General features: G+C 73.5%; 22 protein-coding genes. 16 read left to right on the forward strand and 6 right to left on the reverse strand.

What is annotated here, in order from left to right:
• The first annotated feature begins 143 nt into the window (after positions 1–143).
• The 8 genes from ACZ45Q_RS27065 (at position 144) to ACZ45Q_RS27100 (ending at position 11913) form a co-directional block, all read left to right on the forward strand.
• Entirely contained in the window at positions 144–758 is a 615-nt protein-coding gene (locus tag ACZ45Q_RS27065) for a TetR/AcrR family transcriptional regulator (protein ID WP_468265961.1), read from the forward strand.
• Between the two features lie 153 nt (positions 759–911).
• A complete protein-coding gene (locus tag ACZ45Q_RS27070; protein ID WP_468265963.1) occupies positions 912–3143 on the forward strand; it encodes a molybdopterin oxidoreductase family protein in 2232 nt (743 codons plus the stop codon).
• Positions 3144–3276: 133 nt separating this feature from the next.
• Positions 3277–4755: a CitMHS family transporter gene (locus ACZ45Q_RS27075; RefSeq protein WP_468265965.1), complete on the forward strand. Its 1479-nt coding sequence runs from the start codon at positions 3277–3279 to the stop codon at positions 4753–4755.
• 88 nt (positions 4756–4843) lie between these two features.
• Complete coding sequence (locus ACZ45Q_RS27080; protein WP_468265967.1) at positions 4844–6106, forward strand: MFS transporter; 1263 nt, start codon at positions 4844–4846, stop codon at positions 6104–6106.
• A gap of 304 nt (positions 6107–6410) precedes the next feature.
• A complete protein-coding gene (locus ACZ45Q_RS27085; protein WP_468265969.1) occupies positions 6411–7754 on the forward strand; it encodes an ABC transporter ATP-binding protein in 1344 nt (447 codons plus the stop codon).
• 104 nt (positions 7755–7858) lie between these two features.
• Positions 7859–9247, forward strand: a complete 1389-nt coding sequence (locus ACZ45Q_RS27090) for an aldehyde dehydrogenase family protein (RefSeq protein WP_468265971.1) — start codon at positions 7859–7861, stop codon at positions 9245–9247.
• Positions 9248–9263: 16 nt separating this feature from the next.
• A complete protein-coding gene (locus tag ACZ45Q_RS27095) occupies positions 9264–10349 on the forward strand; it encodes a Zn-dependent alcohol dehydrogenase (RefSeq protein ID WP_468265973.1) in 1086 nt (361 codons plus the stop codon).
• A gap of 220 nt (positions 10350–10569) precedes the next feature.
• On the forward strand, positions 10570–11913 hold the full coding sequence (locus ACZ45Q_RS27100) for an MFS transporter (protein ID WP_468265975.1): 1344 nt from the start codon (positions 10570–10572) through the stop codon (positions 11911–11913).
• Between the two features lie 50 nt (positions 11914–11963).
• Here the strand turns inward: ACZ45Q_RS27100 and ACZ45Q_RS27105 are convergent, their stop codons facing one another.
• Both ACZ45Q_RS27105 and ACZ45Q_RS27110 read right to left on the reverse strand, forming a co-directional pair.
• Entirely contained in the window at positions 11964–12677 is a 714-nt protein-coding gene (locus ACZ45Q_RS27105; protein ID WP_468265977.1) for an ArsR/SmtB family transcription factor, read from the reverse strand.
• Between the two features lie 64 nt (positions 12678–12741).
• Positions 12742–13383: a TetR/AcrR family transcriptional regulator gene (locus tag ACZ45Q_RS27110; protein ID WP_468265979.1), complete on the reverse strand. Its 642-nt coding sequence runs from the start codon at positions 13381–13383 to the stop codon at positions 12742–12744.
• Between the two features lie 89 nt (positions 13384–13472).
• On the opposite strand from ACZ45Q_RS27110, the gene ACZ45Q_RS27115 reads away from it, so the two are divergent.
• The 3 genes from ACZ45Q_RS27115 (at position 13473) to ACZ45Q_RS27125 (ending at position 15761) form a co-directional block, all read left to right on the forward strand.
• A complete protein-coding gene (locus ACZ45Q_RS27115; RefSeq protein WP_468265981.1) occupies positions 13473–14624 on the forward strand; it encodes an acyl-CoA dehydrogenase family protein in 1152 nt (383 codons plus the stop codon).
• Between the two features lie 90 nt (positions 14625–14714).
• Positions 14715–15002, forward strand: a complete 288-nt coding sequence (locus ACZ45Q_RS27120; RefSeq protein ID WP_468265983.1) for a YiaA/YiaB family inner membrane protein — start codon at positions 14715–14717, stop codon at positions 15000–15002.
• A 111-nt stretch (positions 15003–15113) separates the two neighbouring features.
• Positions 15114–15761, forward strand: a complete 648-nt coding sequence (locus ACZ45Q_RS27125) for a TetR/AcrR family transcriptional regulator (protein WP_468265985.1) — start codon at positions 15114–15116, stop codon at positions 15759–15761.
• A 58-nt stretch (positions 15762–15819) separates the two neighbouring features.
• Here the strand turns inward: ACZ45Q_RS27125 and ACZ45Q_RS27130 are convergent, their stop codons facing one another.
• The gene (locus tag ACZ45Q_RS27130; RefSeq protein WP_468265987.1) at positions 15820–16281 is read right to left on the reverse strand and encodes a MaoC family dehydratase; all 462 of its coding nucleotides are present in this window, start codon (positions 16279–16281) and stop codon (positions 15820–15822) included.
• Between the two features lie 98 nt (positions 16282–16379).
• On the opposite strand from ACZ45Q_RS27130, the gene soxR reads away from it, so the two are divergent.
• The gene (gene soxR, locus ACZ45Q_RS27135) at positions 16380–16895 is read left to right on the forward strand and encodes a redox-sensitive transcriptional activator SoxR (protein ID WP_468265989.1); all 516 of its coding nucleotides are present in this window, start codon (positions 16380–16382) and stop codon (positions 16893–16895) included.
• 161 nt (positions 16896–17056) lie between these two features.
• Here soxR and ACZ45Q_RS27140 read toward each other — a convergent pair whose 3' ends face one another.
• Both ACZ45Q_RS27140 and ACZ45Q_RS27145 read right to left on the reverse strand, forming a co-directional pair.
• Positions 17057–17794 (reverse strand): 3-keto-5-aminohexanoate cleavage protein, encoded by a 738-nt coding sequence (locus ACZ45Q_RS27140; RefSeq protein ID WP_468265991.1) that lies wholly within the window; start codon positions 17792–17794, stop codon positions 17057–17059.
• Between the two features lie 457 nt (positions 17795–18251).
• Complete coding sequence (locus tag ACZ45Q_RS27145) at positions 18252–18857, reverse strand: hypothetical protein (RefSeq protein WP_468265993.1); 606 nt, start codon at positions 18855–18857, stop codon at positions 18252–18254.
• A 281-nt stretch (positions 18858–19138) separates the two neighbouring features.
• Between ACZ45Q_RS27145 and ACZ45Q_RS27150 the strand changes: the two genes are divergently transcribed.
• The gene (locus ACZ45Q_RS27150; RefSeq protein ID WP_468265995.1) at positions 19139–21958 is read left to right on the forward strand and encodes a penicillin acylase family protein; all 2820 of its coding nucleotides are present in this window, start codon (positions 19139–19141) and stop codon (positions 21956–21958) included.
• A 19-nt stretch (positions 21959–21977) separates the two neighbouring features.
• Here ACZ45Q_RS27150 and ACZ45Q_RS27155 read toward each other — a convergent pair whose 3' ends face one another.
• Positions 21978–23216 carry an exo-beta-N-acetylmuramidase NamZ family protein gene (locus tag ACZ45Q_RS27155; protein ID WP_468265997.1) on the reverse strand — a complete coding sequence of 413 codons (1239 nt, stop codon included), beginning with the start codon at positions 23214–23216 and terminating at the stop codon, positions 21978–21980.
• A 213-nt stretch (positions 23217–23429) separates the two neighbouring features.
• Here ACZ45Q_RS27155 and ACZ45Q_RS27160 point away from each other — a divergent pair, with 213 nt between their 5' ends.
• From ACZ45Q_RS27160 to ACZ45Q_RS27170, 3 genes are read left to right on the forward strand one after another with little or no spacing between them, the layout of a single operon-like run.
• Positions 23430–24194 carry an SDR family oxidoreductase gene (locus tag ACZ45Q_RS27160; protein WP_468265999.1) on the forward strand — a complete coding sequence of 255 codons (765 nt, stop codon included), beginning with the start codon at positions 23430–23432 and terminating at the stop codon, positions 24192–24194.
• Positions 24191–25864, forward strand: a complete 1674-nt coding sequence (locus ACZ45Q_RS27165; protein ID WP_468266001.1) for a class I adenylate-forming enzyme family protein — start codon at positions 24191–24193, stop codon at positions 25862–25864. The genes ACZ45Q_RS27160 and ACZ45Q_RS27165 overlap by 4 nt, the downstream gene beginning before the upstream one ends.
• Positions 25865–25894: 30 nt before the next feature.
• Complete coding sequence (locus tag ACZ45Q_RS27170; RefSeq protein WP_468266003.1) at positions 25895–26488, forward strand: TetR/AcrR family transcriptional regulator; 594 nt, start codon at positions 25895–25897, stop codon at positions 26486–26488.
• The last annotated feature ends 33 nt before the right edge of the window (positions 26489–26521 follow it).

Genomic DNA, 26521 nt, shown 5'->3' on the forward strand with positions numbered 1-26521 from the left:
GTGCGGGCGGGGGTGACCGGTGACGGGGGGTGCGGTGCGTGTGAAGGCGGTGCGGACGGGGGTGGCGGGGGCGTGCTGAGTGCCGAGGGGGTTCCGGTCCGTACCCGAGGGCACAGTTCACCGGACCGTGGCGGGAAGGCATCATGAGGACCGTGCCCCACGCGACCCCGCTCCGCCGTGCCCCCGTGCAGCGGCGCAGCGCCGAACGCCTGACCAGGATCCTGGACGCCTGCGCCGCCCTCCTCGACGAGGTCGGCTACGACGCCCTGAGCACCCGTGCCGTCGCCCAGCGCGCCGGTGTCCCGATCGGCTCGGTGTACCGCTTCTTCGGCAACAAGCGGCAGATGGCCGACGCCCTGGCCCAGCGCAACCTGGAGCGCTACGCCGAGCGCGTGACCGAGCGCCTGAAGGCGGCCGGCGGGGGCTGGCGGGCGGCGCTGGACGCGGTCCTCGACGAGTACCTGGTGATGAAGCGCACCGCGCCCGGCTTCGCGCTGATCGACTTCGGCAACCAGATCCCGGTGGGGTGCCGCCCCGCCGTACCCAACCACCGCGTGGCCGACCGCCTCACCGACCTGATCTCCGGCCACCTCGGCCGCAGTCCCGACGACGACCTGCGGCGCACCTTCCTGGTCGCGGTGGAGACCGCCGACGCCCTCGTTCAGCTCGCCTTCCGGGTCGCCCCCGACGGGGACCCGCGGATCATCGAGGAGGCGAGGGAGCTGCTGCGTGCCTACCTGGGGCGCGTACTGGACTGACGGCGGGGGCGAGGGCCGGGGGAGGCCGGTGCGGGGCGCCCGTTCTCCGAGGGATTCCGGCCCCGTCCCGCCAAGGGACTCCCCGACATGCCTACCGGTCGGTATGCTCGACGCCACGTTCGTGCGCCACCGCGCCGCCCACCGGGAGGACCCGTGTCCCGCACCGCCCTGCGCATCTGCCCCCTGTGCGAGGCCACCTGTGGCCTGACCCTCACCATCGACGGCACCCGCGTCACCGCCGCCCGCGGCGACCGCGACGACGTGTTCAGCCGTGGCTTCATCTGCCCCAAGGGCGCCTCCTTCGGGGCCGTCGACGCCGACCCCGACCGGCTGCGCACCCCCCTGGTCCGCCGGGACGGCGAGCTGTGCGAGGCCACCTGGGAGGAGGCCTTCGACGCGGTCGCCGCCGGAATCCGGCCGGTGGTCGAACGCCACGGACCGCACGCCGTCGGCATCGTCCTCGGCAACCCCAACGTGCACACCATGGCCGGCGCCCTCTACCCGCCGCTCCTGCTCGGCACGCTCGGCACCCGCAGCCTGTTCACCGCCTCCACGGTCGACCAGATGCCCAAGCACGTCTCCAGCGGACTGCTGTACGGCGACGCCAACGCCATCCCCGTGCCCGACCTCGACCGCACCGACCACCTGCTGCTGATCGGCGCCAACCCCCTGGAGTCCAACGGCAGCCTGTGCACCGCCCCCGACTTCCCGGGCCGGCTCCGGGCACTGAAGGCCCGCGGCGGCACCCTCACCGTCATCGACCCGCGGCGCACCCGCACCGCCAAGCTCGCCGACCGGCACATCGCGATCCGCCCCGGCACCGACGCCCTGCTGCTCGCCGCGACCGCCCACGTGCTGTTCGAGGAGGACCTGGCCGACGTGGGCGGCCTCGCCCCGCACCTCGACGGCCTCGGCGAACTCCGCGAAGCGCTGGCGGACTTCACGCCCGAGGCGGTGGCCCCGGCCTGTGACGTGGACGCCGAGGTGCCCCGCCTGCTCGCCCGCGAGCTGGCCGCCGCCCCCACCGCCGCCGTCTACGGCCGCATCGGCAGCTGCACCGTGCCGCACGGCACCCTCGCCAGCTGGCTGGTGGACGTCCTGAACATCCTCACCGGCAACCTCGACCGGCCCGGCGGCGCCCTCTTCCCGCAGGCCGCCACCGACCGGACCCCGCGCCCGGCCGGCCCCGGCCGCGGCTTCGCGCTCGGCCGCTGGCGCTCCCGGGTGAGCGGCCACCCGGAGGCCAAGGGCGAACTGCCGCTGTCCGCGCTGGCCGAGGAGATCGACACCGCCACCGAGGAGGGCGAGCCGGTCCGCGCGCTCGTCGCGATCGCCGCCAACCCCGTCCTGTCCGCCCCCGACGGCGACCGCCTCGACAAGGCCCTGGACTCACTCGACTTCATGGTCAGCGTCGACCCCTACCTCAACGAGACCTCGCGCCACGCCCACGTCGTCCTGCCGCCGCCCCCGCCCGCCCAGAGCCCGCACCACGACTTCGCCTTCAACACCCTCGCCGTCCGCAACCAGGTCCGCTACACCCGCCCGGCCGTGCCCCTGGAGCCCGGCCGGATGGCCGAGACGGAGATCCTCGCCCGGCTGGTCCTGGCCGCCGGCGGCATGCACGGCACGGACCCCGCCGCCGTCGACGCCATGGTCGTCGAGCAGACCCTCGGCAAGGCGGTGCGCGAGCCGCACTCGCCCGTGCACGGACGCGACCCCGGTGAGCTGGCCGCACAGCTCACCGGCGACGACGGCCCCGAGCGGAGGCTGGACATGATGCTCCGCCTCGGCCCCTACGGCGACGGCTTCGGCGTACGTCCGGACGGGCTGACCCTGGAGAAGCTGCTGGCCCGCCCGCACGGCATCGACCTCGGCCCGCTGCGCCCTCGGCTGCCGCAGCCGCTGAAGACCCGCAGCGGCAAGGTGGAGCTGCTGCCGGCGGCCATCGCCGGCGACCTGCCCCGCCTGCGGCAGGCGCTCGCGGACCGCTCCGACGGGATCGTCCTGGTCGGCCGCCGCCATCTGCGCTCCAACAACAGCTGGATGCACAACATCCCCGCCCTGACCGGCGGCACCAACCGCTGCACCCTGCACATCCACCCCGACGACGCCGCCCGGCTGGGCGTACGCAACGGGGTGGGCGTCCGCGTCAGGAGCGCCGGGGGAGAGGTCATCGCCCCGGCCGAGGTCACCGACGGCGTCCGGCCGGGCGTGGTGAGCCTCCCGCACGGCTGGGGCCACGACCGTCCCGGCACCCGGCTGACCCACGCCGCGACCCATCCCGGCGTCAACGTCAACCAGCTCCTCGACGGCAGCCTGCTCGACCCGCTGTCCGGCAACGCGGTCCTCAACGGCGTGCCCGTCGAGCTGACCCCCGTGCCCTGAGCAGGGCCGTGACCTGGAGTTTCGCGCTTATTGCTCGCTCGTAGACGTCTTGTTAACGCCTTGTTGGGCCACCTAACGTCGTCGCACCGCCTGCCCGGTGGGATGTTCAAGGGCGAACGTTAGGTATCCACTCATGCTGACCATCCTCGGCTTCGCCATGATCGCGACCTTCCTGGTCCTGATCATGCTGAAGAAGATGTCGCCGATCGCGGCACTCGTGCTGATCCCCGCGCTGTTCTGCGTGTTCGTCGGCCAGGGCGCCCAGCTCGGCGACTACGTCATCGACGGCGTGACCGACCTCGCCCCCACCGCGGCGATGCTCATGTTCGCGATCGTCTACTTCGGGGTGATGATCGACGTCGGGCTGTTCGACCCGATCGTCCGCGCCATCCTCAGGTTCTGCCAGGCCGACCCGATGCGCATCGTCGTCGGTACGGCCCTGCTCGCCGCGATCGTCTCCCTGGACGGCGACGGCTCGACCACCTTCATGATCACCGTGTCGGCGATGTACCCGCTGTACAAGCGGCTGAAGATGAGCCTGGTCGTGATGACCGGCATCGCCGCCATGGCGAACGGCGTCATGAACACCCTGCCCTGGGGCGGCCCCACCGCCCGGGCGGCCACCGCGCTGAAGGTCGACGCCGCCGACATCTTCGTCCCGATGATCCCGGCGCTCGCCGTCGGCCTGCTCTTCGTCATCGGTCTCGCCTACGTCCTCGGGCTGCGCGAGCGCAGGCGGCTGGGCACCCTGACGCTGGACGAGGTGCTCGTGGAGGAGAAGGAGACCGTCCTGGTCGGCGCCGGGAACGGCCCGGCCGGCCCTGGCGCCACGGGCGGCGGCGAGGGCGGTACCGGTGCGGGCAGCGGCAACGGCAAGGGCCGTACCGGCACGGGCGGCGGCAAGGGCGGTACCGGGTCCGGCGCGACCAGCGCGGGCGACGGCGCGGCGGCCGACGAGGACGACGAGCGGTTCGCGGCCCTCGACCCCGACCGGCCCACCCTGCGCCCCCGGCTGTACTGGTTCAACGCGCTGCTCACGGTGGTCCTGCTCACCGCCATGATCATGCAGTGGCTGCCGATCCCGGTGCTGTTCCTGCTCGGCGCCGCGGTGGCGCTCACCGTCAACTTCCCGCGCATGGCCGACCAGAAGGCCCGTATCGCCGCCCACGCCGACAACGTCCTGAACGTCTCCGGCATGGTCTTCGCCGCGGCCGTCTTCACCGGCGTGCTGAACGGCACCGGCATGGTCGACCACATGGCACGCTGGATGGTGGACGTCATCCCCGAGGGCATGGGCCCGCACATGGGCCTGGTCACCGGCCTGCTCAGCCTGCCGCTCACCTACTTCATGTCCAACGACGGCTTCTACTTCGGCATCCTGCCGGTCCTCGCCGAGGCCGGGCAGGCGCACGGGGTGTCGTCGCTGGAGATCGCCCGCGCCTCCATCGTCGGACAGCCGCTGCACATGTCGAGCCCGCTCGTCCCGGCCGTGTACGTCCTGGTCGGCATGGCCAAGGTCGAGTTCGGCGACCACACGCGGTTCGTGGTGAAGTGGGCGGCCCTCACCTGCTTGGTGGTCCTGGCGGCGGGCATCCTGTTCGGCATCATCTGACCGCACGGACACCGCCACACGGATACGGACACAGACACACCGACACGCTGACACAGCGACGAAGAGACACATCCCGGAGGACACGACCATGGGGCCCGGTGGGAACCGCGGCTGGCTGCTCCGCCTCGTCATCGCCTTCAGCTTCGCGCAGGGGGCGGTGTCGATGGCCCGGCCCGCCGTCTCCTACCGGGCCCTCGCGCTGGGCGCGGACGAGCGAGCGGTCGGCGTCATCGCGGGCGTGTACGCGCTGCTGCCGCTGTTCGCGGCCGTCCCCCTCGGCCGGCGCACCGACCACGGCCGGTGCGCGCCGTTGCTGCCGGCCGGCGTGGTGCTGATCGCCGGCGGCTGCGCGCTCAGCGGGGTCGCCGGGTCGCTGTGGGCGATGGCCCTGTGGAGCGGGGTGATGGGGCTCGGCCACCTGTGCTTCGTGATCGGCGCGCAGTCGCTGGTCGCCCGGCAGTCGGCGCCGCGGGACCAGGACCGCAACTTCGGGCACTTCACGATCGGCGCCTCGCTCGGCCAGCTCGTGGGGCCCGTCGCGGCGGGCTCGCTGATCGGCGGCCGGGCCATGGCGGCCGGCAGCGCGCTCGCCCTGCTGGTCGCGGGCGCCGGTGCGGCGATGGCGTTCACCTCCCTGTGGCGGATAGAGCACCCCACGGCCCCCACGTCCCGGACGAAGCGCGGTCAGCGGGTGCCGGTGCACCGCATCCTGCGGTCCCGTGGCGTGCCCGCCGGCATCCTGATCAGTCTGTCGGTGCTGTCCGCGACCGACGTCCTCACCGCCTATCTGCCGGTGGTCGGCGAGCACCGGGGCATCGCGCCGTCGGTGGTCGGCGTGCTGCTCAGTCTGCGCGCGGCGGCCACCATCGCCTGCCGGCTCGTGCTGACGCCGCTGCTGCGGCTGGTCGGCCGCACCCTGCTCCTGACGGTCACCTGTCTGCTGGCGGCCCTGCTGTGCGCCGGCATCGCGCTGCCGGTGCCGGTGTGGGCGCTCGCGCTGATGCTGGCCGTGCTGGGCTTCTGCCTCGGGGTCGGCCAGCCGCTGTCCATGACCACCGTCGTCCAGGCGGCACCGGCCGAGGCCCGCTCCACCGCCCTCGCCCTGCGGCTGACCGGCAACCGGCTCGGCCAGGTCGCCGCCCCGGCCGGCGCGGGCCTGGTCGCCGGGGTCGCGGGGGTGGCCGCGCCGTTCGTCCTCCTCGGCGCCCTGCTCCTGCTCTCCTCGGGCGTCGCGCTGCGCACCCCGCCGGGACCGGCACCGGGTCCGGCACCGGGACAGGCACCGGGCCCGGACCCGGCGCCCTCGGACAGGCGCTCTCGCCCCCGCCTCCCGCGCCGCACCCCACGCTGAGCCGGCCCGGCACCAGCTCCCCCCGCTCAGCCGGTCCGCACCAGCCCCCCCGCTGAACCGGCCCGCACCGGCCCCCGGCCCGCACCGGCCCCCGGCCCGCACCGGCACGACCGGGCGCGCCCCCCGCGGAAGGGGGCCGTCCGCTTTCTCACCAGTCGGACACCGGCGCCCGATACGGTCACGTGTCTTCCCCCGGCCGCGCACGTTCCGTTAACTTCCGTGACCCACAGGCCCCGTTCGACCCGCACAAGGCGTCCGAGGCACGGACCATCAGCGCTCAAGTTGGCCCCGGGGGGCACCCCTCATGACACCCGCACGCGCCATCTCCCTGCACGACGTGAGCAAGACCTACACGCGAGGCGTCCGCGTGGTGGACCGGCTCTCGCTGGACATCGCGCCCGGCGAGTTCCTCGTCCTGCTCGGCCCCAGCGGCTGCGGAAAGTCCACCGTCCTGCGGATGATCGCCGGTCTGGAGGAGATCACCGAGGGCGAGCTGCTCCTCGACGGCGAGTACGCCAACCACCTGCTGCCCGCGGAGCGGCGCATGGCGATGGTCTTCCAGAACTTCGCGCTCTACCCGAACATGACCAGCCGCGGCAACATCGGCTTCCCGCTGCGGGTCGAGGACCCCCAGTCCGATCCCCGCCCCCGCGTGGACGCCACCGCCCGCATGCTGGGCATCGAGGACCTCCTGGACCGCTTCCCCGCCCAGCTCTCCGGCGGCGAACGCCAGCGCGTCGCCATGGGCCGGGCGATCGCCCGGCACCCCACCGCGTTCCTGATGGACGAGCCGCTGTCCAACCTCGACGCCAAACTCCGCAGCCATTTGCGCGCCGAGATCGCCAAGCTGACCCGGGAACTGGGCGTCACCACCCTGTACGTCACCCACGACCAGGCGGAGGCCATGTCGCTCGGCGACCGGGTCGCCGTCCTGCGTGGCGGGGTGCTCCAGCAGATCGGCAGCCCCCGCCAGGTCTACGCCCTGCCCGCCAACGTCTTCGTCGCCGCCTTCATCGGCACCCCGCGCATCAACCTGCTGCGCGGCCTGGTCCGCGCCCCGCTCGACGGGGCCATGACCATCAGCCTGGGCAAGCAGTACCTGCGGCTGCCCGAACCGCTGTCGCTGGACCACCAGTTGCTCCGTGTGCAGCAGGGCCGCGAGGTCATCGTCGGGCTGCGCTCGGAGGCGGTCCGGATCGGCCGGCCCGCCGACGCCCGGCCCGGGGAGGTGCACATCACCGGCCTGGTGGAGCACGTCGAGTTCCAGGGCCACGAGGCGCTGGTCCACTTCGACACCGGCTCCCGCCCCGCCGTCGTCCCGGAACTGGAGGCCCCGCGGCCCGCCCGCACGCCCCGGCGGCGCCGCCGCGAGACCCGCGACGGAACCGTCCTGGACCGGCTGCGGGAGCGTGCCGGGGCCCTGCGCGCCGGGCCCGTCGTCGCCCTGGACGACCCGCCCGGGACCGACCCCGCGCCCGCCGAGGGCCGCCTCCCCGGCGACCTGATCGTCCGCACCACGCCCGACATCGACCTCCGCCACGGCATGCAGGTCCCCCTCCTGGTCGACCTCGCCCACCTGTTCGTCTTCGACCAGCACGGCGAGCGCATCTGCCCCGCCCCGGAGCGGCTGCCCGATCTGGAAGAGTGAGCCGGCGGCACGGTGACCCGTGCCATTCCGGAGGCCTCTGGTGCCGGAAAACTAACGGCGCTAGTTTGGGGTTTCGGACGACGAGGCCCGCCGGAAGGAACGCGATGAAGGCACACGACGGCATGTACATCGACGGCGCCTGGCGCCCCGCCGACGGCCGGGACACGATCGAGGTCGTGAACCCGGCCGACGAGCAGGTGATCGGCCGGGTCCCCGCCGGTACCGCCCTGGACGTCGACACCGCCGTACGGGCCGCCCGTACCGCCCTGCCGGGCTGGGCCGCCACCCCGCCCGCCGAGCGGGCCGCGCGCCTGGCCGCGCTCCGGGACGTCCTGGTGGCCCGCAAGGACGAGATCGCCGAGACCGTCACCGCGGAGCTGGGCTCCCCGCTGACGTTCTCGCAGGCCGTGCACGCCGGTGCGCCGATCGCCGTCGCGGGCTCGTACGCCGAGCTGGCGGGGACGTACGCCTTCGAGGAGAAGGTCGGCAACTCGGTCGTGTACCAGGAGCCGATCGGCGTGGTCGGCGCCATCACGCCGTGGAACTACCCGCTCCACCAGATCGTCGCCAAGGTGGCCCCGGCCCTCGCGGCCGGCTGCACGATCGTGCTCAAGCCCGCCGAGGACACCCCGCTCACCGCCCAGCTGTTCGCGGAGGCGGTGCACGAGGCGGGCGTGCCGGCCGGCGTGTTCAACCTGGTCACCGGCCTCGGCGCGGTCGCCGGCCAGGCCCTCGTCGAGCACCCCGGCGTCGACCTGGTCTCCTTCACCGGCTCCACCGCCGTCGGCCGCAGGATCGGCGCGACCGCCGGTGCCGCGATCAAGAAGGTCGCCCTGGAGCTGGGCGGCAAGTCCGCCAACGTGATCCTGCCGAGCGCCGACCTCGCCAAGGCGGTCAACGTCGGCGTCGCCAACGTCATGTCCAACTCCGGCCAGACGTGCAGCGCCTGGACCCGCATGCTGGTCCACCGCGACCGGTACGCCGAGGCCGTGGAGCTGGCCGCGGCCGCCGCCGCCAAGTACGCCGAGCGCATCGGCCCGCTCGTCAACGCCCGGCAGCAGGAGCGGGTGCGCGGCTACATCGAGAAGGGCGTCGCCGAGGGCGCCCGGCTCGTCGCGGGCGGCCCCGACGCCCCGCGCGAACGGGGCTACTGGGTCAGCCCCACCGTCTTCGCCGACGTCACCCCCGAGATGACGATCGCGCAGGAGGAGATCTTCGGCCCGGTCCTGGCGATCCTGCCCTACGACGACGAGGACGACGCCCTGCGCATCGCCAACGGCACGGTCTACGGCCTCGCGGGCGCCGTCTGGGCCGGCGACGAGGCGGAGGCCGTCGCCTTCGCCCGGCGCATGGACACCGGCCAGGTCGACATCAACGGCGGGCGGTTCAACCCGCTGGCCCCGTTCGGCGGTTACAAGCAGTCGGGCGTGGGCCGTGAACTGGGCACCCACGGCCTCGCCGAGTACCTCCAGACCAAGTCCCTCCAGTTCTAGGAGAGTTGCTTCCCTCATGGCTGTCCGTGCCGCCGTCGTCCCCGCCATCGGCGCCCCGCTTGAGATCACCGGCGTCGAGCTGCCCGAGCCCGGCCCCGGCCAGGTGCGGGTCAGGCTCGCCGCCGCCGGGGTCTGCCACTCCGACCTGTCCCTGTCCAACGGCACCATGCGGGTGCCCGTCCCCGCCGTCCTCGGCCACGAGGGCGCCGGCACCGTCCTGGCGGTCGGGGAGGGCGTCACGCACGTCGCCCCCGGCGACGCCGTCGTCCTCAACTGGGCGCCGTCCTGCGGCGCCTGCCACGCCTGCTCGCTCGACGAGGTGTGGCTGTGCGCGAACGCCCTGGCCGGCACCGCCGACGTCCACGCCCGCCGCGCCGACGACGGCACCGACCTGCACCCCGGCCTGAACGTCGCCGCGTTCGCCGAGGAGACGGTGGTGAAGGCGTCCTGCGTGCTGCCCGCCCCGGACGGCATCCCGCTCACCGACGCCGCCCTGCTCGGCTGCGCCGTCCTCACCGGCTACGGCGCCGTCCACCACTCGGCGAAGGTCCGGGAGGGCGAGACGGTCGCGGTCTTCGGCGCCGGGGGAGTGGGCCTGGCGACGATCCAGGCCGCCCGGATCGCGGGCGCCTCCAAGATCGTCGCCGTGGACGTGTCCCCCGAGAAGGAGGAACTGGCGCGCGCCGCCGGCGCCACCGACTACCTCCTCGCCTCCGACACCACCGCCCGCGAGATCCGCGCCCTCACCGGCAGGCAGGGCGTCGACGCGGCCGTCGAGTGCGTCGGCCGGGCGGTCACCATCCGCACGGCCTGGGAGTCCACCCGGCGCGGCGGACGCACCACCGTCGTCGGCATCGGCGGCAAGGACCAGCAGGTCACCTTCAACGCCCTGGAGATCTTCCACTGGGGCCGCACCCTGGCCGGCTGCGTCTACGGCAACTGCGACCCGGCCCGCGATCTGCCGGTGCTGGCCGAGCACGTCCGCGCGGGCCGTCTGGACCTCGGTGCCCTGGTGACCGAGCGCATCGCGCTGGACGGCATCCCGGCGGCCTTCGAGAACATGCTCGCCGGCAAGGGCGGCCGGGCGCTGGTGGTCTTCTAGACGACCACGGCGGGAGCGCCGGGGCGGGAACGCCGCCCCGGCGCCCCGTCATGCCCGCACGGGCGCCGGTCCTCGCCGCGCTCCGCCGGGCGCCGGTCCCCGCCACGCCCTCACGGCTGCCGACGAATTCCTGCACGACCGTTGACCGCATACCGTCCGGTCAGTACGTTCCCGGGAACGCCCCCCACGTCCCCCCTCGCAACCCCCGGAGCGTGCACGCATGGGTGCCACCCCTTCCGCTCAGCCCCCCTCCGCACACCCCCGCCCCGCCCCCGCCCCGGCCGACCCGCACCGTCGTCGGGTCGCCACCGCCGCCGCGCTCGCCTCGGCCGTGGAGTGGTACGACTACTTCGTCTTCGGCATCGCCGCGGCCCTCGTCCTCGGCGACCTGTACTTCCCGGCCGGCAGCCCCACCGCCGGGGTCCTGGCCGCCTTCGCCACGTTCGCCGTCGGCTTCCTGGCCCGCCCGCTCGGCGGCATCGTCGCCGGGCAGCTCGGCGACAAGAAGGGCCGCAAGCCGATGCTGGTCCTCGCGCTCACCCTGATGGGCGTGGCCACCCTCGGAATCGGTCTGCTCCCGACGTACGAGACGATCGGCGTCGCCGCGCCGATCCTGCTCGTGCTGCTGCGCATCGCCCAGGGCGTCGCGGTCGGCGCCCAGTGGGGCGGTGCCATGCTGCTGGCCACCGAATACGCCCCCGAGGGCAAGCGCGGCATCTACGGCAGCGTCGTCCAGCTCGGCGTCCCCATCGGCGTGGTCACCGCCAACACCGTCTTCCTGCTGGCCGGCGCCCTCACCTCCGAGCCGGCGTTCGAGTCCTGGGGCTGGCGGGTGCCCTTCGTGATCGGCCTGCTCGTCCTGGGCCTGGCCTGGTACATCCACACCCGCGTCGAGGAGACCCCCGAGTTCCGCGCGGCCGAGCGGGCGCTCGCCGAGAAGGAGCGCGGCGAGCAGTCCTCCCCGCTGCGCACGATCCTGCGCGGCCACCTCGGCACGGTCCTGCTGGCCGGCGGCTCCTTCGCCGTGAACACCGCGACGTTCTACATCCTCATCACCGGCGTCCTCGACTACACCACCCGTGAACTGGACATGGATCACGGCGCGGTGCTCGCCGTCTCGCTCGGCGTCAGCCTCACCCAGCTCGTGCTCATCCCGGCCGCCGCGGCCCTGTCCGACAGGTTCGGCCGCATCCGCATCTACACCTTCGGCGCGGTCGGCATCGCGGTGTGGGCCGTCCCGCTGTTCCTGCTCATCGACACGGGCTCGCTGCTGTGGCTGGCGGTCGGCACCTTCGTCGCCAGCTGCTTCCTGAGCATCATGTACGGCCCGCAGGCCGCTCTGTTCGCCGAACTGTTCACCCCGGAGATGCGCTACACCGGCGCCTCCCTGGGCTACCAGATCGCGGCCGTCGGGGGCGGCGGGCTCGCGCCCTTCGTCATGGTGCTGCTGCTGGAGGCGACCGGCACCTCGATGGCCGTCTCGGGCTACATCATCGCCCTGTCGGTGATCGCGCTGGCGTCCATCAAGGTCCTGGCCACCAGGGCGCGTTCCCAGCGCCCGTGAGCCCCGCCCGGACGGCCGTCCGGCACCAGGTCCGGCGGCCGTCCGGGTGCTCAGCGCAGCGACGGCGCCTCGATGCCCAGCAGCTCCGACAACGCCGCCGCACCCGCCGCCGTCACCCGCACCGCCCGCTCGGAGCCGATGCGCACGCACCAGCCGCTGTCCAGGGCGTGCCGGCACAGCGCGGCGCCCGCGACGCCGGCCAGGTGCGGGCGGCGTTCGGTCCAGTCCAGGCAGGCGCGGGCCAGCGGGCGGCGCCCGGTGCGATCCAGCCGGATGCCGGCGGTGTCGAACCAGGCCAGCCCCGCGTCCGTCAGGGCGAAGCCCGTGTCCTGCCGCAGCAGGCCCCGCCGGGTCAGCGCGTCGGTCAGCGCGATCCCGAGGCGCCCGGCGAGATGGTCGTAGCAGGTGCGTCCGCGGGCCATCGCCGAGCCGGCGCTCGACGCCCGCAGTGTGCGCGGGCGACGCGCCGCCGCCTCGGGTGCGACCTGCGCCGCCAGGTCCTCCACCAGCTGCGCCACCCTCGCGTCGGCCAGCCGCACGTACCGGTGCCTGCCCTGCCGCTCCTCGGCGAGCAGACCGCCCGCGACGAGCTTGCCGAGGTGCTCGCTGACCGTGGACGGGGCGACCCCCGCGTGGCGCGCCAGCTCACCGGCGGTCCACGCCCGCCCGTCGAGCAGCGCCAGCAGGCACGCGGCCCGCGTCTCGTCGGCGATCAGCCCGGCCAGCCCCGCGAGTCCGGCGGCCGTCGCGTTCCGGGTTCCCATGCCTCCAGCATGCGGCACGCTTGGTTCGGCCCCCGCCGAAAGGTGCCGACACCCGCCGCAGGCCCTAGGTCCGGCCCTCCAGCTCCTCGTACTGCTGGGCCAACCCGTCCAGCAGCGCCGTCAGTCCTGTCTCGAAGGCGCGCTCGTCGATCTTCTCCTGATGCTCCGCCAGCAGGTGGGCCTGGCCGAGGTGCGGATAGTCGGACGGGTCGTAGGCGCTCGCGTCGTCCACGAAGCCCCGGGCGAAGGAGCCGAGCGCCGAACCCATGATGAAGTACCGCATCAGCGCGCCGATCGAGGTGGCCTGGGCCGGCGGCCAGCCCGCGTCGACCATCGCCCCGTACACCGCGTCGGCCAGCCGCAGCGCGGCCGGGCGGCGGCCGGGGCCGCGGGCCAGTACCGGGACGACGTTCGGGTGGTCGCGCAGGGCGGCCCGGTAGGAGACCGCCCAGTCGTGCAGGGCGGTCCGCCAGTCCCGGCCGTCCTCGAACATCGACAGATCGACCTGCGCGCTCACCGAGTCGGCGACGGCCTCCAGGATCTCGTCCTTGGTCCGGAAGTGGTTGTAGAGCGAGGGCCCGCTGACTCCCAGCTCCGCCGCCAGCCGACGCGTGGAGACGGCCGCGAGGCCCTCCGCGTCCACCAGTGCGCGGGCCGTCTCGACGATCCGGTCGGTGCTCAGCAGGGGCTTGCGCGGTCGGGCCATGGCGCACATAGTAGGGCTGCGACCGGAAACTAGCAGTGCTAATTTAAATGTACGGCTTTCAAGATCCGTCTTCTGTGGGGTGACTCGGCATGAACCTGGAGCTCAGCGAGGAGCAGACCGCCGTCCGGCGGCTCGCCCGGGACTTCGTGGAGCGCGAGATCGCCCCCCACGTCGTCACCTGGGACCGGGCCGAGGAGGTGGACCGGGGGATCGTGAAGAAGCTGGGCGAGGTCGGGTTCCTCGGGCTCACGATCGACGAGGAGTACGGCGGCTCGGGCGGCGACCACCTCGCGTACTGCCTGGTCACCGAGGAGCTGGGCCGCGGTGACTCCTCCGTGCGCGGCATTGTCTCCGTCTCCCTCGGCCTGGTCGCCAAGACGATCGCCGCCTGGGGGAGCGAGGAGCAGAAGCGGCGGTGGCTGCCCGGGCTCACCTCCGGAGAGCTGGTCGGCTGCTTCGGCCTGACCGAGCCGGGCACCGGCTCCGACGCCGGGAACCTCGCCACCCGCGCGGTCCGCGACGGCGACGACTACGTCCTCAACGGCACCAAGATGTTCATCACCAACGGCACCTGGGCCGATGTCGTCCTGCTCTTCGCCCGCTCCACCGACGCCCCCGGCCACAAGGGCGTCTCCGCGTTCCTCGTCCCCACCGACACCCCCGGCCTGACCCGCCGCACCGTCCACGGCAAGCTCGGTCTGCGCGGGCAGGCCACCGCCGAACTGGTGCTCGAGGACGTGCGGGTGCCCGCGTCCGCGATGATGGCGCCGGAGGGCAAGGGCTTCGCGGTCGCGATGTCGGCCCTCGCCAAAGGCCGGATGTCGGTCGCGGCGGGCTGCGTCGGCATAGCCCAGGCCGCCCTGGACGTGGCCGTGCGCTACGCGGGCGAGCGCGAGCAGTTCGGCAGGACCATCGCCCACCACCAGCTGGTGCAGGAGCTGATCAGCGACATCGCCCTCGACGTCGACGCGGCCCGGCTGCTGACCTGGCGGGTCGCCGACCTGATCGACCGCGGACAGCCCTTCGCGGTCGAGTCCTCCAAGGCCAAGCTCTTCGCCTCGGAAGCCGCCGTCCGCGCCGCGAACAACGCCCTTCAGGTCTTCGGCGGGTACGGCTACATCGACGAGTACCCGGCGGGCAAGCTGCTGCGCGACGCCCGGGTGATGACCCTCTACGAGGGCACCAGCCAGATCCAGAAGCTGGTGATCGGCCGGGCGCTGACGGGTGTCTCGGCGTTCTGACGGGTGTCTCGGCGTTCTGAGGGCCTTGAGTACGACGGCTGAGTATTCCGGCGGATGTGGCGGCGGCCACGTCCGCCGATCCTTTTCCGCATGAGTGACACACCGGTCAAGCAGCAGAGCACGGCCGCCTTCTACGGACAGGCCGTCGCCTCCTTCGTGGTCGCCCTGGCCGCCACGGCCGTCGGCATCTTCAACCTCCAGACCGACGCCTGGGTGCGCGCCTTCCTGGCCGTCGCCGTCCTCTACCTGGTCACCTCCGCCTTCACCCTGGCCAAGGTCATCCGCGACCGCCAGGAGGCCGGGCAGATCGTCAGCCGCGTCGACCAGGCGAGGCTGGAGAAGCTGCTCGCCGAGCACGACCCCTTCGAGAAACTGTGAGGAACGAGGGCGTCCGGGCCGCCGGTCACTCCCGCGCACCAGCTCTCTAAGCGACCGCTCACCTCGGGCGGTATGGTGGAGCCTCCTGTCACCGAGAGGGGCGAGAGCGAGATGAGTACGGCGGAGGAGACGGCGGGCGGCGAGGTCGAGCCGTGGGGCGAGGTCACGCCTGACGCGGCCCGGCGGCTGCTGGTGGCCGCCGTGGAGGCCTTCGCCGAGCGCGGGTACCACGCGACGACCACCAGGGACATCGCGGGCCGTGCCGGGATGAGCCCGGCCGCGCTCTACATCCACTACAAGACCAAGGAAGAGCTGCTCCACCGCATCAGCAGGCTCGGCCACGTCAAGGCGCTGGACATCCTGCGCACGGCGGCTCGCGGCGAGGGCAGCGCCACCGAGCGGCTCGCCGACGCCGTCGGCTCCTTCGTCCGCTGGCACGCCGGGCGGCGGACGACCGCCCGGGTGGTGCAGTACGAACTGGACGCGCTGGGCGCCGAGGCCCGCGCCGAGATCCTCGCGCTGCGCCGCCAGTGCGACGCCGAGGTGCGCGGGATCATCGAGGACGGCGTGGCGAGCGGCGAATTCGAGGTGCTGGACCTCAAGGGCACGACCCTCGCCGTGCTCTCGCTCTGCATCGACGTCGCCCGCTGGTTCAACGTGGCCGGACCCCGGACGCCCGACGAGGTCGGCGCGCTCTACGCCGACCTCGTGCTGAGGATGGTGGGGGCGAAGCGGCCCGGCGGCAGCGCTCAGGACTAGCCGTCGGGGCCGGGGCGCTCAGGGCCGGTCGCCCAGCCGGCCGCTCAGGGCCGGCCGCTCACAGGTAGTAGCGTGAGACGGACTCCGCCACGCACACCGGCTTGTCGCCGCCCTCGCGCTCCACGGTGAAGGCGAGGGTGACCTGGACGCCGCCCGTGACGTCCTCGACGCCGGAGATCGTCGCGGTGGCGCGCAGCCGCGAGCCGACCGGGACGGGGGCGGGGAAACGCACCTTGTTGGTGCCGTAGTTGACGCCCATCTTCACGCCGTCGACCTGGATCAGCTGGGGTCCGAAGAGCGGGAGCAGCGACAGGGTCAGATAGCCGTGCGCGATGGTGGTGCCGAACGGGCCCCCGGCGGCCTTCTCCGGGTCCACGTGGATCCACTGGTGGTCGCCGGTCGCGTCCGCGAACAGGTCGATGCGCTTCTGGTCGACCTCCAGCCAGTCGGTGTGGCCCAACTGCTCGCCCGCCGCCGCCTTCAGGTCGTCGACGGAGGTGAAGATCCTCGGCTCTGCCATGTCCCGGCCTCCTCAATCTAAGCGACTGCTTAGCATGGTCGCTCGTGGTCCTCCTGTCAACGGACCACGGCAGCGCGGGGGTGGGTAGGGTTGCGGGAGTGCCCCAGATTCCAGAGAAGATCCACGAGCTCACGGTCGGCCAGCTCGCCGCGCGCAGCGGTGCCTCCGTCTCCGCCCTGCACTTCTACGAGTCCAAGGGCCTGATCAGCAGTCGCCGCACCACGGGGAACCAACGCCGCTTCAGCAGGGACGCACTGCGCCGGGTCGCCTTCGTCCGGGCCGCGCAGCGCGTGGGCATCCCGCTCGCCACGATCCGCGACGCGCTCGCGGAGCTGCCCGAGGAGCGCACCCCCACCCGGGACGACTGGGCCCGCCTCTCCGAGGCCTGGCGCTCGGAGCTGGACGAGCGCATCAAGCAGCTCAGCCGGCTGCGGGACCACCTCACCGACTGCATCGGCTGCGGGTGCCTGTCCCTGGACACATGTGTGCTGTCCAACCCGGACGACGCGTTCGGTGAACGCCTCGCCGGGTCGCGTCTGATGGCCGAACGGCCGCGGTCGGCGGGGGGTACGCGGCGCGCCGCCCGCGAGGCGGAGGCGGGGGGCTCCTGCTGAGGCCGGCGGCTGCCGGTCCGATGCGGCGCCGCCGTCCGGGGCCGGCCGGGCGGCCGGCCGCCGCCCCCACCCACCGGGCGGTCGGCTCCGCTCGCCGTCCCGTGGACGGGCCCCGGGAGCGGTCGGTCCGCTCGCCGTCCCGTGGCCGTGTCCCCCAGTGGTCAGCTCCGCTCGCCGTCCTCCCGTGCCGAGGCCCATGCGGCCAGCCCGGCCCTGACCAACTCGGCGTTGGAGCCCGCCCGTCGGCCGTCCGGCAGGAACAGGGTGTCCTCCAGGCCGATGCGGGTCGCCAGACCGAGCCGGCCGGCCAGCCGCAGGACCGGCCAGGCGCCGCCGTCCTCGCCGTGCAGCAGGACGGGCCGGCCGTGTGCCCCGCCGAGGCCGGACAGCAGGGCGCGCGCGGTGTCCGGAGCCGTCGCCGCGTCGCTGTCCATGACCTCCGCGAGCACCCGCATCACCTTCGGTCCCAGCGGTGAGCGGGCGAACCGGGCCGCTCCGTCCGTCCCCGACCAGACGCCCGCCTCCACCGCCACCCCTCGGTCGAGCAGCACGGCGGCCACCTCCTCGGCGCCCGGCTCGTGCCAGTTGACCGAGGCGTGGTCCGGCAGGGCGGTCCAGCTCCGGACGCGCTCCACCCGGGCCGCTGGGTCCGGCTCCGCCCACGCGCCCGTGGTCACCCCGACCGGCACCCGCACGCGGGCCCGGATCGCCTCCAGCGTCGCCGCCAGCACCCGGGGGGACAACGTGTCCCGTCCGCAGGGCGTCTTGGGATGGACATGGACCTCCGTGGCGCCGGCCGCCACCGCCCCGGCCGCCGCGTCGGCCATCGCCTCGGGCGAGAGCGGCACCACCGCCCCGTCGGCGGATCCCCGGGGCCCGTTGAGACACACCTGCACCATGTCTCGATGGTGCCGCACACCACTGACAACAGCCCTGCGTCGCCCCTGAATCCGGATCCGGCAGGCCATCCTCCTGCCGTCCCGGCCGTCTTCGGCGACCCGTCTGCTGTCCCGGCTGACCCCGGCGACCCTTCTGCCGTCCCGGACGTCCCGGACGTCCCGGACGTCCCGGCCGTCCCCGGCGACGCGCCGTCCCGACGCCGCGGGACACGGCGGCACGCTCGCCGTCCCCCTCCCCGTCCCGACGGTGCCGCCCCCCGTCCCGCCGGCCCGGCACGATGGGCGCGGTCACGGTCCGGCCGCTCGGGCGGCGCGGTCACCGTCCGGCCGTTCCGGCGGTGCGGTCACCGTCCGGCCGTTCCGGCGGTGCGGTCGCCCTCTTCGGCGGTCCCGCCGGGGCGTGGTGGCGAGGTCACCGACCCCGCCGACCCGCAGTCCCGGCGGTACGGCAGCGCGCCTACGCCGACACCAGCAACTGCCGGCCGACGCGGGTCGCCGACAGGGCCTCCGGCGTCAGCACCGGGCGCGGCACCAGGATGCCGCAGTCCGTGCACACCGGGCCCGCCGAGGGCTCGTGGTCCAGGCCGTATCTCCACACCAGCCGTTCACCCGTGCACACCGGGCAGGCCGACCCGGGCTCCCGCTCCAGCGCGGCGATCAGCCGGCGCAGTACCTCGGCCAGCGGCTCACGGGGATGAAGCCGCGGGTCGTCGCACCACGCCACGCCGAAACCGCCCCAGGTCAGCCGGTGCCAGTCGTCCACACTGCCCGGCCTGCGCAGCCCGTCGTGCTTCTCCTTCCTGCGCCGCTCGGCGAACTCCACCTCGTAGGCCAGCCACACCGAGCGGGCCTCCTCCAGTTCCTCCAGTGCGGCCACGAGCCGCGCTGGATCCGGAGACCTGTCCTCGGGGCCGAACCCCCAGCGGGAGCACAGATGGTCCCAGGTCGCCCTGTGCCCGTAAGGGGCGAACCGCTCAAGGCACTTGCGCAGCGAATAGCGCCGTAGCGCCAGGTCGCACCGTGGATCTCGCACCTGTCTCGCCAGACTCCGGAAACCGGCCATCGCCCTGCACCTCCGTCACACCTGCACCTGTAGTCCGGTCACTTCGGCGTCGCTGTACGGGCGTCGTACGGACGTCGCCGAGTAGACGTGCCGACAGGCGGATCGGCTCCATCCGTTTCCGATGGCCCCCATAACCCGTCCCAAACGTGTCGCCGGTCGACCGTCGTGTCCTGTGTGGTCGCTGGTTGCCCTGCCTACTCCAAAAAGTGACGCATGTTCATCTTCGATCGCGGGGATACCGGCGGTAACGTCCGGGCCCATCCTCGTCGGGAGGAGCCGCCATGCCACGGCGCACCCCACGCACCGCCCTTGTCGGACTGAGAACTCCCCGCGGATTCCACGGGTTCCTGAAGACCGCATCCGTATGCGCCCTCATTGCCGGACTTCTGTCGCCGCTCTCCCCGGCGGCGGCCGGCGTCCCCACCACCGAGACGCGAGCCGCCAACGAGACGCGCCCCGCCGCCGAGGCGTCGGGCGACCACTGCGGCGGCCGGTGCCACGACATCCTGCCGCCCGGCCAGAACGGCAACGCCACCCTCGCCGAGATCCTGCTCCACCAGTCGTTCGGCACCAGGCCCCCGCACGCCGGCGACCAGCTCGGCCCCTACGCCGCCCTCGCCACGGGCCACCGGTCGCTCACCGACGACACGATCGAGACCTTCTTCAACGACGCCTCGTTCGGCGTCCCCGCCGACCAGGTCGCCTCCACCCTCCGGCCCGCCGGACGCTCCGACGTGACGATCGTCCGCGACAAGAAGACCGGTGTGCCGCACATCACGGGCACCACCCGCTACGGCACCGAGTTCGGGGCCGGGTACGCCGCCGCCCAGGACCGGCTGTGGCTGATGGACCTCTTCCGCCACGTCGGGCGCGGCGAGCTGACCCCGTTCGCGGGCGGCGCCCCGGCCAACCAGGGCCTGGAGCAGCAGTTCTGGCGCAACGCGCCGTACACCGAGGCCGAACTCCAGGCGCAGATCGACAGCGCGGTCGCCCGGGCCGGCGCACGCGGCGAGCTGGCCCTGGCCGACGTGCACGCCTACGTCGACGGCATCAACGCCTACATCGACGCCGCCGACCGGGGCCGCTACTTCCCCGGCGAGTACGTGCTGACCGGGCACAAGGACGCGCTCACCAACGCCGGGACCATCGAGCACTTCAAGCCCACCGACCTGATCGCGCTGGCCTCCGTCATCGGCGCCCTCTTCGGCTCGGGAGGCGGCGGCGAGGTGAACAACGCGCTCTCCCTGCTCGCCGCCCAGCAGAAGTACGGCCTCGTCGAGGGCACGGAGGTCTGGGAGTCCTTCCGCCAGCGCAACGACCCCGAAGCGGTCCTCACCCAGCACACGGGCAGCTTCCCGTACCTGCCCAGGCCCGAGGACCCGCGGGGGCGGGCCCTGCCCGACGCCGGCTCGGTGGTCCGCGAACCGCTGGTGCACGACCGCACGGGCAGCGCGGCGGCGGCCGGTGCCGCCCGCGCCTCCGAGCGGTCGGCCGCCGCCGTCACCTCCGCCGGACGCGGCATGTCCAACGCCCTCGTCGTCAGCGGTGAACACACCGCCGGCGGCCACCCGATCGCCGTCTTCGGCCCGCAGACCGGCTACTTCGCCCCCCAGCTGCTGATGCTCCAGGAGATCCAGGGCCCCGGCATCAGCGCCCGCGGCGCCTCCTTCGCGGGCCTGAGCATGTACGTCGAACTGGGCCGCGGCCGGGACTACGCCTGGAGCGCCACCACCTCGGGCCAGGACGTCATCGACACCTACGCCGTCGAACTGTGCCGGGACGACCACCACTATCTCCATCGGGGCACCTGCACGCCGATGGAGAAGGTCGAGCGCACCAACGCCTGGAAGCCCACCGTCGCCGACGGCACCCCGGCGGGCTCCTACACCATGCGGGTCTGGCGCACCGCGTACGGCCCCGTCGAGTACCGGGCGACGGTCGGCGGCAAGAAGGTCGCCTACACCACCCTGCGCTCGTCCTTCCTGCACGAGGCCGACTCCCTCGTCGGCTTCCAGATGCTCAACGACCCGGACCACGTCACCGGACCCGAGGGCTTCCGCAGCGCGGTGGAGCGCATCAACTACACGTTCAACTGGTTCTACGCCGACTCCGAGCACACCGCGTACTACAACAGCGGCGACAACCCGGTCCGCGCGGCCGGCGTCGACGCCGAGTTCCCGGTGTGGGCGCGACCGGCGCATGAGTGGCGGGACTGGGACCCGGCGGGGAACACCGCCGCGTACACGCCGGCCTCGGCCCATCCCGGGTCCGTCGGCCAGGACTACTACGTCTCCTGGAACAACAAGCCGGCCCGCGACTACACCGCCGGCTCCTGGGGCAGCGGTTCCGTCCACCGCGGCGATCTGCTCGACGACCGGGTGCGCGGACTCGTCGCCGCGGGCGGGGTGACCCGCGCCGCGCTCGTGCAGGCGATGGCCGACGCGGGCGTGACCGACCTGCGGGCCGAGGCGGTGCTGCCGAAGCTGCTGAAGGTGATCGGCACCGCCCCGGTCACCGACCCCGCCGCCGCGGCGGCCGTCGACCGGCTGCGGGCCTGGCTGTCGGCGGGCGGTGAACGCACCGAGACCACGGCCGGTTCGCGGACGTACGCCCATGCCGACGCCGTCCGCGTCCTGGACGCCTGGTGGCCGCTGCTGGTGCGGGCCGTGTTCGAACCCGGCCTCGGCGGCGACCTGTACACCGCCCTGACCCGCAACCTGCCCGTCGACGAACCCCCGTCCGCCGACCACGGCCCCACCGGCGGACACGCGGGCAGCGCCTTCCAGTACGGCTGGTGGGGCCATGTCGACAAGGACGTCCGGGCCGTGCTCGGCGAGCCGGTCGCCGGGCCGCTCGCGCGCGCGTACTGCGGTGACGGCGATCCGGCCGCCTGCCGGGACATCCTCCTGAGCACCCTGAAGGAGGCCGCCGGCCGGACCGCCGCACAGGTCTACCCCGGGGACGAGCACTGCGCGGCGGGTGACCAGTGGTGCGCCGACGCGGTCGTCCACCGTGCCCTCGGCGGCATCGGGCACGGGCCGGTCTCCTGGCAGAACCGGCCGACCTACCAGCAGGTCGTGGAGTTCACCTCGCACCGGTAGGCCGCCGGCACCCGGTCGGTCAGCGGTAGAGCAGGTACCGGCGGCGCGTCGCGCGGAACGCCGCCAGGTCCTCCTGCCAGCCGGCCACCACCTCGTCGGTGTCCGCGCCCGCGTCGATCATCGTGCGGACCCGGGCCGACCCGGTCAGCTTGTCGATCCAGTTGTCGGACCGCCAGGCGAAACCGTCCCAGACCCGCCTGGCGGTCACCAGCAGCCCGATCCCGGTGCGCACGGGGTCGAACGCCTCCCGGTCGTGCACGTGGAGCTGGACGCCCCCGACGGTCTTCCCCTGGAACTTGGAGAAGGTCGGCGCGAAGTACGCCTCCCTGAGACGGACTCCGGGCAGCTCCAGCCCGTTCGCCGCGGCGGCCCAGCGCCCGTCGATCCCCTCCGCGCCCAGCAGTTCGAACGGGCGGGTGGTGCCGCGCCCCTCCGACAGGTTCGTGCCCTCGAACAGACAGGTGCCGGAGTACACCAGAGCGGTCTCGGGCGTCGGCATGTTCGGGCTCGGCGGCACCCAGGGCAGCCCGGAGGCGTCGTAGAACTCCGACCGCTTCCAGCCGCTCATCCGCACCGTCTCCAGCGGCACCGGCGACGTCAGGAACTCGCCGTTGAACAGCAGCGCCAGCTCCGCGACCGTCATGCCGTGCGCCTGCGCGATCGGCTGCCGTCCGACGAACGTGGCGAACTCGCGGTGCAGGACGGGCCCGAGGGCCGCCCGCCCGGTCACCGGGTTCGGCCGGTCCAGGACCACGAACCGCTTCCCGGCCAGCCGGGCCGCCTCCATGCAGTCGAACATGGTCCAGATGTACGTGTAGAAGCGCGCGCCGACGTCCTGGATGTCGAAGACGACGGTGTCCACGCCCGAGGCCGTGAAGATGTCCGCGAGCGGCTGCCCGCTCTTGAGATACGTGTCGTAGACGGGCAGTCCGGTCGCCGGGTCGTCGTAGCGGCCCTCGGACCCGCCGGCCTGCGCGGTGCCCCGGAAGCCGTGCTCGGGCCCGAAGACGGCGATCAGGTCCACCCGGTCGTCGGCGTGCATCACGTCGACGATGTGCCGTGCCTCCCGGGTGATGCCGGTCGGGTTCGTGACCACGCCCACCCGCTGTCCGTCCAGCGGCGCGTAGCCGTCGGCGACCAGTCGCTCGAATCCGGTGCGCAGCCGTCGGCCGCCGTGCGCGGGTGCCGCCTGCGCGGTGCCGGCGGTGGCCGCCACCGCGGCCGAGGTGGCGAGCAGGGTCCGTCTGGACAGCGTCATGCGGTGACCTCCGTGATCGCGGCGGGTGTCATGCGCACGCACGCTAGCGCCCGTCGCGGCCGGGCGGAACGAGGCGAACCGCGGGAGACCTCTTCCGTCGTACATACCGACTGGTTAGTCTGGCGCTGCAACCGGGGCCCGCGCAGTGCCGAGCCGAGCGGCGGCCGCCCAGTGCCGCGCCGCGCGGTGCCCGAGCCGTGTCGAAGGAGACCGATGGTGGAAGCCCTGCAGGACGCCGGAGTCGTCGTCACCGGAGCGGGGGGCGGCATCGGGGCCGCGCTGGCCCGCCGCTTCGCCGCCGAGGGCGCCCGGGTCGTGGTCAACGACCTGGACGCCGCGCGCGCCGAGGCGGTCGCCGGCGAGATCGGCGGCATCGCCGTCCCCGGCGACGCCTCCGCGATCGTCACCCGGGCCCGGGAGGCGCTCGGCGGCACCGTCGACGTCTACTGCGCCAACGCGGGCGTCGCCAGCGGCGGTTCCGAGGCCGCCGAGGAGGCCGTCTGGGCGCTCGCCTGGGACGTCAACGTCATGTCCCACGTCCGCGCGGCCCACGAACTGCTCCCCGACTGGCTGGAGCGCGGCCGCGGCCGGTTCGTCTCCACCGTCTCGGCGGCCGGACTGCTCACCATGATCGGCGCCGCCCCCTACAGCGTCACCAAGCACGGCGCCTACGCCTTCGCCGAGTGGCTGTCCCTGACCTACCGCCACCGGGGCGTCAAGGTGCACGCCATCTGCCCGCAAGGCGTGCGCACCGACATGCTCACCGCCAGCGGCAGCGCCGGCGACCTGGTGCTGCGGCCCACCGCCATCGAGCCCGAGGACGTCGCCGACGCGCTGTTCAAGGGCATCGCCGAGGACCGCTTCCTGATCCTGCCGCACCCCGAGGTCGCCGAGTACTACCGGGCGCGGGCCACCGAGCCGGACCGCTGGCTGGCCGGCATGAACCGCCTCCAGCAGCAGTGGGAGGCGGACCAGTGACCGCAGCGCGCCACGACCTCGGGTACCGCGACAAGCCCTGGCTGGACCTGCTGACCGACGCCCAGAAGGCCCCGGTGAGCCCCGACGCCTCCCTCGTGCACGCCCTGCGCCGGTCCGCCGCCGAGGCCCCCGACCGCACCTTCCTCGCCTACTTCGACGGCCGGCTCGGCTACCGCGAGGTGGACGAGCTGAGCGACTCCGTCGCCGGGTACCTGGCCGCGCGCGGCCTGGAGCGCGGCGACCGGGTCGCCGTCCTGCTCCAGAACTCCCCGCACTTCGTGCTCGCGGTGCTGGGCGCCTGGAAGGCGGGCGCGACCGTCGTCCCCGTCAACCCCATGTACAAGTCGGGGGAGGTCCGCCACGTCCTGCGGGACGGCGAGGTGGCCGCGCTGATCTGCTCCGACCGGGCCTGGGAGGCGTACCTGCGCGAGACGGCCGCCGACTCGCCGGTGCGGATCGTGCTGACCGGCTGCGAGCTGGACTTCCAGAGCCGCGGGGACACGCGCGTCCTGACCTTCGAACGGCAGCCGGTGGACACCGACGACCTCGCCGAGGCGGCCCGCGCCGGCCACGAGGCGCCCGAGGGCCGCGACCCCGCCCCCGACGACATCGCGCTGATCAGCTACACCTCGGGCACCAGCGGCACCCCCAAGGGCGCCACCAACACCCACCGCAACATCATGTACAACGCCGAGCGGCAGCGCACCGGCCTCGGGCTGCCCGAGGCGCCGGTCTACTTCGCGCTGGCGCCGCTGTTCCACATCACCGGCATGGTCTGCCAGCTCGGCGCCTGCCTGAACAGCACCGGCACACTCGTCCTCGCGTACCGCTTCGAGGCGGGCGTCGTCCTGGACGCGTTCGCCGAGCACCGGCCGCACTACACCGTCGGCCCCTCCACCGCCTTCATGGCCCTGGCCGCCCACCCGTCCGTCACCCGCGAGCACTTCGCGTCCTTCGCGGTCATCTCCTCCGGCGGCGCCCCGCTGCCGCCCGCCCTGGTGGAGAAGTTCCGCGCGGGCCTCGGGCCGTACATCCGCAACGGCTACGGGCTCACCGAGTGCACCGCCCCCTGCGCCTCCGTGCCTCCGCACCTCGAAGCGCCCGTCGACCCGGCCTCGGGGACGCTGGCGGTGGGCGTGCCCGGACCGGACACGGTCGTACGGATCGTCGACGACGAAGGCGCCGAGGTGCCCTTCGGCGAGCAGGGCGAGATCGTCGTCGCCGGGCCGCAGGTCGTGCCCGGCTACTGGCGCCGCCCGGACGCCACCGCCGAGACCTTCCCCGGCGGTGAGCTGCGCACCGGCGACATCGGCTTCATGGACCCCCAGGGGTGGCTCTACGTCGTCGACCGCAAGAAGGACATGATCAACGCGTCCGGCTTCAAGGTCTGGCCGCGCGAGGTCGAGGACGTCCTCTACACCCACCCGGCGGTGCGCGAGGCCGCCGTGGTCGGGGTGCCCGACGGCTACCGGGGCGAGACCGTCAAGGCCTACATCAGCCTCCGGCCGGGCGCCGAGACCGACCCGGACGCACTCGCCGCGTACTGCAAGGAGAGACTGGCCGCCTACAAGTATCCGCGCCACGTGGAGATCCTGCCCGACTTGCCCAAGACCGCGAGTGGGAAGATCCTCCGTCGGGAACTGCGTTCCCGCACCCATCAGGACCAGTAGCGAAACGGAACGGAAAGGCAGGTGGCGGCAGTGCCCCAGAAGACGGACGGCGACGCCACACCGGTGCCGCAGCGGCTCCTGGCGGCCGCCACCCGGCTCTTCGCCGAGCAGGGCTACGACCGCACGTCGGTGCAGGAGATCGTCGAGGCGGCCGGCGTCACCAAGGGGGCGCTCTACCACTACTTCGGCTCCAAGGACGACCTCCTGCACGAGGTGTACGCGCGCGTGCTGCGCCTGCAGCAGGAGCGCCTGGACACCTTCGCGGACGCCGACGAGCCCATCGAGAAGCGGGTCCGCGGGGCCGCGGCCGACGTCGTCGTCACCACCATCGAGAACCTCGACGACGCGTCGATCTTCTTCCGCTCCATGCACCATCTGAGCCCGGAGAAGAACAAGCAGGTGCGCGCCGAGCGCCGGCGCTACCACGAACGCTTCCGCGCGCTCATCGAGGAGGGCCAGCGCACCGGCGTCTTCTCCACCGCGACCCCGGCCGACCTGGTGGTGGACTACCACTTCGGCTCCATCCACCACCTGTCCACCTGGTACCGCCCCGACGGCCCGCTCAGTCCCCAGCAGGTCGCCGACCACCTCGCCGACCTGCTGCTGAGGGCGCTGCGGCCGTGAACGAGGCGGGCCCCGGAGCGACTGCTCCGGGGC

It is taken from the genome of Streptomyces sp. NPDC031049, from assembly GCF_055571015.1.